Origin of the sequence: Tianweitania sp., from assembly GCF_032053605.1 — a bacterium.
Classification (GTDB): domain Bacteria; phylum Pseudomonadota; class Alphaproteobacteria; order Rhizobiales; family Rhizobiaceae; genus Tianweitania.
The window spans coordinates 3,794-11,377 of sequence record NZ_DAMBUH010000072.1 but is presented as its reverse complement, the minus strand read 5'-3'; the positions used below and the strand labels follow the sequence as shown (position 1 = coordinate 11,377).

9 protein-coding genes and 1 pseudogene are annotated in these 7,584 nt (G+C 61.6%); 2 read left to right on the top strand and 8 right to left on the bottom strand.

The window, feature by feature from the left end; all coding sequences use genetic code 11:
* From RTX98_RS14850 to moaA, 8 genes are all read right to left on the bottom strand, one after another.
* Positions 1–435 (bottom strand): NAD(P)-dependent oxidoreductase (locus tag RTX98_RS14850; protein WP_312797575.1); only part of this gene is annotated, 435 nt, incomplete at its 3' end.
* A 27-nt stretch (positions 436–462) separates the two neighbouring features.
* A complete protein-coding gene (locus RTX98_RS14845; RefSeq protein ID WP_312797574.1) occupies positions 463–1,287 on the bottom strand; it encodes an ABC transporter permease in 825 nt (274 codons plus the stop codon).
* Positions 1,284–1,997, bottom strand: a complete 714-nt coding sequence (locus RTX98_RS14840) for an ABC transporter permease (RefSeq protein ID WP_312797572.1) — start codon at positions 1,995–1,997, stop codon at positions 1,284–1,286. The genes RTX98_RS14845 and RTX98_RS14840 overlap by 4 nt, the downstream gene beginning before the upstream one ends.
* Before the next feature lie 105 nt (positions 1,998–2,102).
* Positions 2,103–2,864: an ABC transporter substrate-binding protein gene (locus tag RTX98_RS14835; RefSeq protein WP_189502455.1), complete on the bottom strand. Its 762-nt coding sequence runs from the start codon at positions 2,862–2,864 to the stop codon at positions 2,103–2,105.
* Positions 2,865–2,976: 112 nt separating this feature from the next.
* Complete coding sequence (mobB, locus tag RTX98_RS14830; RefSeq protein WP_312797570.1) at positions 2,977–3,489, bottom strand: molybdopterin-guanine dinucleotide biosynthesis protein B; 513 nt, start codon at positions 3,487–3,489, stop codon at positions 2,977–2,979.
* Positions 3,486–4,085, bottom strand: a complete 600-nt coding sequence (gene mobA / locus RTX98_RS14825) for a molybdenum cofactor guanylyltransferase MobA (protein ID WP_312797569.1) — start codon at positions 4,083–4,085, stop codon at positions 3,486–3,488. The genes mobB and mobA overlap by 4 nt, the downstream gene beginning before the upstream one ends.
* A gap of 23 nt (positions 4,086–4,108) precedes the next feature.
* A complete protein-coding gene (locus tag RTX98_RS14820) occupies positions 4,109–5,029 on the bottom strand; it encodes a DMT family transporter (RefSeq protein WP_312797568.1) in 921 nt (306 codons plus the stop codon).
* 97 nt (positions 5,030–5,126) lie between these two features.
* Positions 5,127–6,116, bottom strand: a complete 990-nt coding sequence (moaA, locus tag RTX98_RS14815) for a GTP 3',8-cyclase MoaA (RefSeq protein WP_312797567.1) — start codon at positions 6,114–6,116, stop codon at positions 5,127–5,129.
* A 115-nt stretch (positions 6,117–6,231) separates the two neighbouring features.
* Between moaA and RTX98_RS14810 the strand changes: the two genes are divergently transcribed.
* Both RTX98_RS14810 and RTX98_RS14805 read left to right on the top strand, forming a co-directional pair.
* On the top strand, positions 6,232–6,588 hold the full coding sequence (locus tag RTX98_RS14810; protein ID WP_189502445.1) for a gamma-butyrobetaine hydroxylase-like domain-containing protein: 357 nt from the start codon (positions 6,232–6,234) through the stop codon (positions 6,586–6,588).
* Positions 6,589–7,134: 546 nt separating this feature from the next.
* Positions 7,135–7,584 (top strand): annotated as a pseudogene (locus tag RTX98_RS14805) (hypothetical protein); the annotation flags it as partial.

Genomic DNA, 7,584 nt, shown 5'->3' with positions numbered 1-7,584 from the left:
CGCCGCTTCCTCGCCGCCGACCATGACTGTCAGCTGGCCGTTTTCCGCGCCGGCTTGGCCGCCGGAGACGGGTGCGTCGAGAAAGTGGAAGCCGGCTTCTTTTGCGGCTGCGTCGAGTTCGCGCGCGACTTCCGCGGAGGCCGTGGTGTTGTCGATGAATATCGCGTCCTTCTTCATGGTCGCGAAGGCGCCGTCCGATCCAGTGGTGACGGAACGCAGGTCATCGTCATTGCCAACGCAGCAGAACACGAAGTCCTGATCCCTAGCGCCTTCGGCCGGCGTGGCAGCGTGCTTGCCACCGAACTCCTCGGCCCACTTCTCCGCCTTCGCAGCGGTGCGGTTGTAGACTGTGACGTCGTGGCCGCCCTTGGTCTTGAGGTGGCCGGCCATGGGGTAGCCCATCACGCCGAGCCCGATGAATGCGACTTTCGCCATGAGAGGTTCCTTCCAGCTGTTCGTTGATTAGCGCTTGAGGTGGCGCGTCAGGCGCCGCTCGATCCATTCGATGACGTTACGCAGCGTTTCCACGATCGCGAGGTAGATCAGGGCTGCGTAAAGATAGGTCTGGAAATCGAATGAGCGGGAATAAGCGCGCCGCGTTTCGCCCATCAGGTCATAAACGGTGATGATGGCGACGATGGCCGAGCCCTTGATCATCAGGATGATCTCATTGCCGTAAGGGCGCAGGGCGACGATCAGGGCCTGCGGGACGATGATCAGCCGCAGCGTATGCAGGCGCGACAGGCCGAGTGACGCGGCACCTTCCCACTGGCCGCGTCCGACGCTTTCCACCGCGCCGCGCAAGATCTCGGCCTGGTAGGCTGCGGTGTTCAGCGTGAAGGCGAAAAGGGCACAGTTCCAGGCATCGCGGAAGAAGCTCCACAGGCCGATGGCTTCCAGCTGCGGCCGGAACGAGCCGAAACCGTAATAGATCAGGAAGGTCTGCGCGATCAGCGGCGTGCCGCGAAAGAAATAGACATAGGCGTAAGCGAGGGCGCTTGGAATGCGCCGCTTGGTCATGCGGCCCCATGCGATCGGGATGGACAGGAGGGCGCCGAGGATGATCGACAGGAAGACCAACTGCAGCGTGACGATCAGGCCCGACCAGTAGCGGCCGGCGTAGCGATCGAACAGCTCCGGATTCCAGGACTGGACGAGGTACAAGGCGAGGCCTGCGATCGCAAGCGCCCACAAGGCTACCAGAATAGTGCCGGCGATACGGGTGCCGGTCCAGCGGCGGCTTGGCGTTGGCGGACGTTCCACCAGGTCGGCTGGGACGGCGTTCATCGTGACCCTCCGCTTTTTGCCGTCCAGCGCTCAATGGCGCTGAAGACGAAGGAGGAAACCACGGCGAGCACGAGATAAAGCAGGCACGCCAAGCCGAAGAACAGGAAGGGCTCCTTGGTCACACGCGCGGCGACGCCGGTTTGGCGCAGAATGTCGGACAGGCCGATGACGGAAACGAGTGCCGTGTCCTTGAGCAGGATGAGCCAGAGATTGCCGAGGCCGGGCAGGGCGACACGGATCAGCTGCGGCAAGATAACCAGCCGCATCGTGCCGGTGTGGCTAAGGCCGACTGAATAAGCGCCTTCATATTGCCCGCGCGGAATGACGCGGAACGCAGCGAGAAACACCTCGCTGGCATAGGACGAGAACATGATGCCGAGCGCGACCATACCAGCCGCGAAGGCGTTGATCTCGATCGTGGTTTCCTCACCAAACAGCGCCGTGATCTGCTGCAAGCCGAGTTGCGCGCCATAGAAGATCAGGAACAGTGTGAGGAGTTCGGGCAGGCCGCGAAAGATGGTGGTGTAGATATTGCCGGCAAGCCGCATAGACGGCTCTTCCGACTGCTTCATTAGCGCCACGAAGAAGCCGAGCACGAGGCCGAAAGGCAGGGTCGCCAGCGCAAGGCCGACGGTAACCAGCACGCCGGTCGCGATATCGTCACCCCAGCCGTCGGGACCGAAACTCAGCAGGTTCAGGGCAGCGTCCATGAAGCGATCTGTTTATCCGCCACCATCATGAAGGAGCCGGAACGGCGCCGGCGGGTCGTCCCGCGGATCCGTTCCGGCTGCAATCGGCTTCAAGTTTTCGACGGATCAGCCGCCGAAAACGTCGAACGGGAAGTACTTGTCGTTGACTTCCTTGTACTTGCCGTTAGCGCGGATGGCTTCGAGCGCCTTGTTGAACTTGTCGGCCAGTGCGGTGTCGCCCTTGCGGATGGCGATACCGATCTTGTCGTCGGAGCTGACAGCATCGCCCTTGAAGTCGCAGCAGGAGCCGTCTTCACCCTTCACGAAGCCATACTGCACGCCGAAGTCGCCCAGCACGGCATCAACGCGGCCGCTTTCAAGATCAGCCCAGGCTTCGACTTGCGTTGGGTAGGCCTTCACGTCGGCATCCGGATAGGTCTTTTCGGCGAACTCGGCAGCAATCGTTCCCTGCTGCACGCCGATGGTCTTGCCGCTGGTCTCAGTGGCCGCGAACTTCGAGTCTTTCGGCGCAACGAAGACGAGCGAATTGCTGTAATAGGGATTGGTGAAGTCGACCTGCTGCTTGCGCTCGTCGGTTATCGACATGGAAGCAACGATGGCATCAAAGCGCTTGGCCTGCAGCGCGGGGATGATGCCGTCCCAATCCTGCGTGACGAACTCGCACTTCGCCTTCATCTCTTCGCAAAGCGCCTTGGTGATGTCGATGTCGAAGCCTTCCAGCTCGCCGGATGCGGTCAGGTTGTTGAAGGGCGGGTAGGCGCCTTCGGTGCCGATCTTGATCGTCGTTTCCTGCGCGGAGGCGATCGAGGCCATGGACAAAGTGAGCAAAGCTGCGGAGGCCGCCAGGCAGAGCTTGGAAATGCGCATTCGTGTTCCTCTCGGTTCTTGTGCTTGCAGCCCTTGGCTCTTGGGTGCGCTTGGCTGCTGCAAGCTAAGATAATCCCACTGTTTTCGCTGCGATTGCAACGGCTAAACAGCGTCAAACCCGCGCTAAGGAAAGCGTTTCCACGATGAAGTCAGCGATGGTGGGGATGTCATCGAGATCGAACACGGGAAGGGTGGAGCCATCCACCGGATGATCGGCGGCCAGGGCGACGATCTTGGGGTCGTTTTCGGACAATGGTGCGCGGGTTGCCGTGTTCTTGCGGCGGGCCTCGATCTTGAGGTGATCTTCGCGCTTGTAGCCTTCTACTAGAACCAGATCGCAGGGGGAAAGGCGCGCCAGGATTTCCGGCAAGGTGGGTTCGGCGTCGCCGCGTGCTTCATGCATCAGCGCCCAGCGGTGGGACGATACGATCGCGACTTCCGAGGCGCCGGCCGCGCGGTGGCGGAACGAGTCGGTGCCGGGCACATCGATGTCGAAGTCATGATGGGCGTGCTTGATCGTCGACACTGTGTAGCCGCGCCCGGTGAGTTCGGTGACGAGCCGCTCGGTAAGGGTTGTCTTGCCGGAGTTCTTCCAGCCGGTAATGCCGAAGACACGTTGCGTCATGACGCGCTTCCGGCAAGGTGCTGTGCTTCGGCGAGATCGTCTGGTGTGTTGATGTTGAAGAAGGGGTCGAATGGCGCGGTGTCGAAGGGGACACGGACATGCGGATGATCGGAAATGAAGTGGTTCACGCGACGGCTTGGCTGTGTGTTGAGGAAGGTTTCGAGATCATGCCGCAAGGCGACCGGCCACAGGGCGAAGGTCGGGTGGACACGGTCGTTGGAGGTGGCGACGGCGATCGTTGAGGGTGCGGACGCTGCTTGCAGGCGTTTAACGAGATCGACGGGCAGGAAGGGCGTGTCGCCGGCTACGGTGATGAGGGTGTCGGCGCCGGTCGTTTCGGCCCAGATGAGGCCGGTTAGGATGCCGGCTAGGGGGCCGTCGAAGGTGCCGAAGGCATCGGGGAAAATTGGCAGGTTCAGGGATGCGAAACGTTCAGGGTCGCCATTGGCGTTGATGGCGACAGCGTCGACTTGAGGGCTCAGCCTGCGCACGACTTCGTCGAGGACTGTAGCAGATCCGAGCGGCAGCAGCGTTTTGTCGCCGCCGCCCATGCGGCTCGACCGGCCTCCTGCCAGGATGATGCCGGCGATTGTCATGGGCGATCGGTGCTGTGCATGGATCAAACGCCGTCTGGCGCCATGGTCGAGCCGGTGCTGGCCGTGGCTGGCTTTTCACGGCTGACGCGGCGCTCGCGCAGCAGCGTGTAGATGCCGGACAGGACGATGATGACGGAACCGACGATCATCGGCAAATCAGGCAGATCGCCGAAGATCAGGAAGCCTAATGTGATGGACCAGAGTAGGCTGGTGTAGCGGAAGGGCGCTACGGCCGAAACATTGCCGGACCGCATCGCCATGATGACGAATTGGTAGCCGATCAGCACCATGAAAGCTGCAAAGCTCAAGGCGCCCACAATTTCCAAACGCGGCGTTTGCCATCCGCCCATCGGCACCATGAGGACGCCGCCGGCGAGCATCACGAAAGCGGAGGTGACGAAAGAAATGAGCGACGAGGGGATCTGGCTTGGCGCGCGGCTCGTGGAAAGATCGCGCACGGTGCAGAGCAAAACGGAGGCCAGCGTGAACAGGGCAAAGAAGTTGAAGCCCTCGAAGCCCGGTCGCACGATGAGCAGAACGCCTGCGAAACCGATGGCGATAGCGAGCAGCCGCCGCCAGCCGATCGGCTCTCCAAGGAAGATGGCGGCTCCAAGGGTCACCGATAATGGCAGGGTCTGGAGAATGGCAGAGCTGTTGGCGAGCGGCAAATGGGCCAGCCCTATTAGGAAGCTCGCCGTTGCGAGGATCTCGCTGGCAACGCGCGTCATAACCAGGGGATGGAAGGCAAGCTTCGGAACGCGCAAGGCACCTTGCTGCCAAGCGAGAAGGCCGATCAGGATCGTGGCGAAAACGCCGCGGATCAGCATGACCTGTCCAGGGTTCATCTCGGCGCTGGCTAGCTTTGTCATCGAGTCGTTGATTGAGAAGCCCGCCATGGAAATGACCATGAACAGGCTGCCGCGCATGTCGGACGGAAGGGCCACAGGAAGTCCCGGAGATTGCGATCAGCAGCCGGTCTAGCAGGGGCTGGGCGAAACACAACCGTCAGGGATTGGGCCACCCCACAGCTTCTGACTGAGCTTAGCCGCCGGTGACGCTCATATGGCGCGAGACGGCCGGGCGGCGCGTCGTACGATCGATGATGAAATCGTGGCCCTTGGGCTTGCGGGTAATGGCTTCGTCGATGGCCTGGGACAGTAATTCGTTGCCCTCGGACGCGCGCATCGGGGAGCGCAGATCGGCCGCGTCTTCCTGGCCGAGACACATGTAGAGCGTGCCGGTGCAGGTCAGGCGAACGCGGTTGCAGCTTTCGCAGAAATTGTGGGTCATCGGCGTAATGAAGCCGAGGCGGCCGCCGGTTTCCGCTACCTCCACATAGCGTGCGGGTCCGCCGGTCTTGAACGGAATGTCGGTCAGCGTGAACTGCTGTTCGAGGTCGGTGCGCAGCTTGCTCAGCGGCAGATACTGGTCGGTGCGATCAGCGTCGATCTCGCCCATCGGCATGGTTTCGATCACGGTCAGGTCCATGCCGCGACCATGCGCCCAGCGCATCAGTTCGGGAAGCTCGTGCTCGTTGAAGCCCTTCAAGGCGACGGCGTTCAGCTTGATCTTCAGACCGGCAGCTTGCGCGGCATCCAGCCCAGCCATGACCTGGTCCAGGTTGCCCCAGCGCGTGATCGTACGGAACTTGGCGGGATCGAGCGTATCGATCGACACGTTGATGCGCTTCACGCCGCAATCAACCAGCTCGGCCGCGTGCTTGGCCAATTGGGAGCCATTGGTGGTGATGGTCAGTTCGTCCAGTGCGCCGGAAACGAGATGGCGCGAGATCTGGCGCACCAGATGCATGATGTTCTTGCGCACCAGCGGCTCACCGCCGGTCAGCCGCAGCTTGCGCACGCCTTTTTCCACGAAGACGGTGGTGAGACGGTCAAGTTCTTCCAGGGACAGCAGGTCGCGCTTGGGCAGGAAGGTCATGTCTTCCGCCATGCAATAGGTGCAGCGGAAGTCGCAGCGGTCCGTCACCGAAACACGGAGATAGGTGATCCGGCGTCCAAACGGGTCGATCATTGCAGTCTAGGCCTTGGGCTCGCGGTCTGTGCTAGCTGAGACCTGATATAGGAGCGTCGGGGTCAAACAACCAGCGCGCTTTGCGCCGCAGGCAGGTTTGTGGCAAGAAGGCGCCATGGCTGCACCTTCAGAATTGCGCGTGTCGAAAGACCGCAAGCTCCTCACCGTCACCTTTCCCAACCATGCGCCACTCGAGCTTCCCGCCGAGTTGCTGCGTGTGACATCGCCGTCGGCTGAGGTGCAGGGCCATTCGCCCGACCAGCGCGTGACAGTGCCCGGAAAGCGCGAGGTCGCGATCGCGCGCATGGAGCCAATCGGCAATTATGCCGTGCGCATCGTGTTCGATGACGGGCATGAGTCGGGCATCTTCACCTGGAATTATCTGCACGAGCTCGGTCATGAAAAGGACCAGCGCTGGCAGACTTATCTCGACGAGCTTTCAGCCAAGGGTCTGTCACGCGACCGGCGCTGATCAGCCTCAAGCTTTCGTGAAGATGCCGCCGAAACTCCGCGGCCTTCACTTCGTGTCTCCTCACGTCCCTGAATATTCCAGCGAGCCAGCAAGGCTTGCTCCTTCATGGGCGTGGGTGCGGACATGATTGCTGAGCCCGTTTGTACCTGTGCCCGGGGCCGTTCAGTTGATCTGGACGGCCCTTCTTCTTGGAGGGTAGCCGCGCCGCATCCCTAACAAATGTTGCATTCCTGCCGCACGCGCGAACAAACGGTTTACGGTCGCTTAACCCATTTGGCGTCAATCGATATAGTCACAGCGCATCCTGAATCGTCCGTCCGAACCATGATTGGGATGCCTGCTGCCGTTCGATCCAGCACCAGACGAGGGGATGCGCTTTGCTGCCAGTTTCACGAGTTAAAACCGGCCTGATTCTGGCCCTCGTTGCCGCAACTTCGCTGTCGAGCATCAATGCAGCTTCGGCCGAAAACCTGTTCCAGCGGCTGTTCGGCAATAATCGCGGCGGGACAGTCGCCAATCAGGGGCCGCCCGCGCCGGCCCCAGCCGATGCAGCAGGGTATTCCACAGCAGGCCCAGCCCGTGCAGCCGGTTTCCGTGGTAAAGCCGACCAAGCCTGCGCCGATCGTGAAAGTGTCGTCGCCGAGCTATTACACCTACAAGACCGCAGCCCTCGTACCGGTCGACTTCTCTAAGCTGCAGCCGACCGGCTCGGTGGAGATCACCGGATCGATCGAGCCTTCTGAGCCAGGCACGCCGTTCGACCGCTCGCTGTCCGGACTGATCGACTATCAGTTGACCGCCGAGAAGGAGATCGCTGCGGCCATCGAAAAGCATTACGCTTCGCAGCCCGGCTTTATATGGGTTCTGGGAAGCGCACCACGTGTCCGCGCCGAGGCTGCGATGGCCATGTTGCAGGACGCCGGCAGCTACGGGCTTGATCCGCAGGACTACCAGGTGGCACGCCCACAGGTTACCGCATCCGGCCAGCAGGCGTTG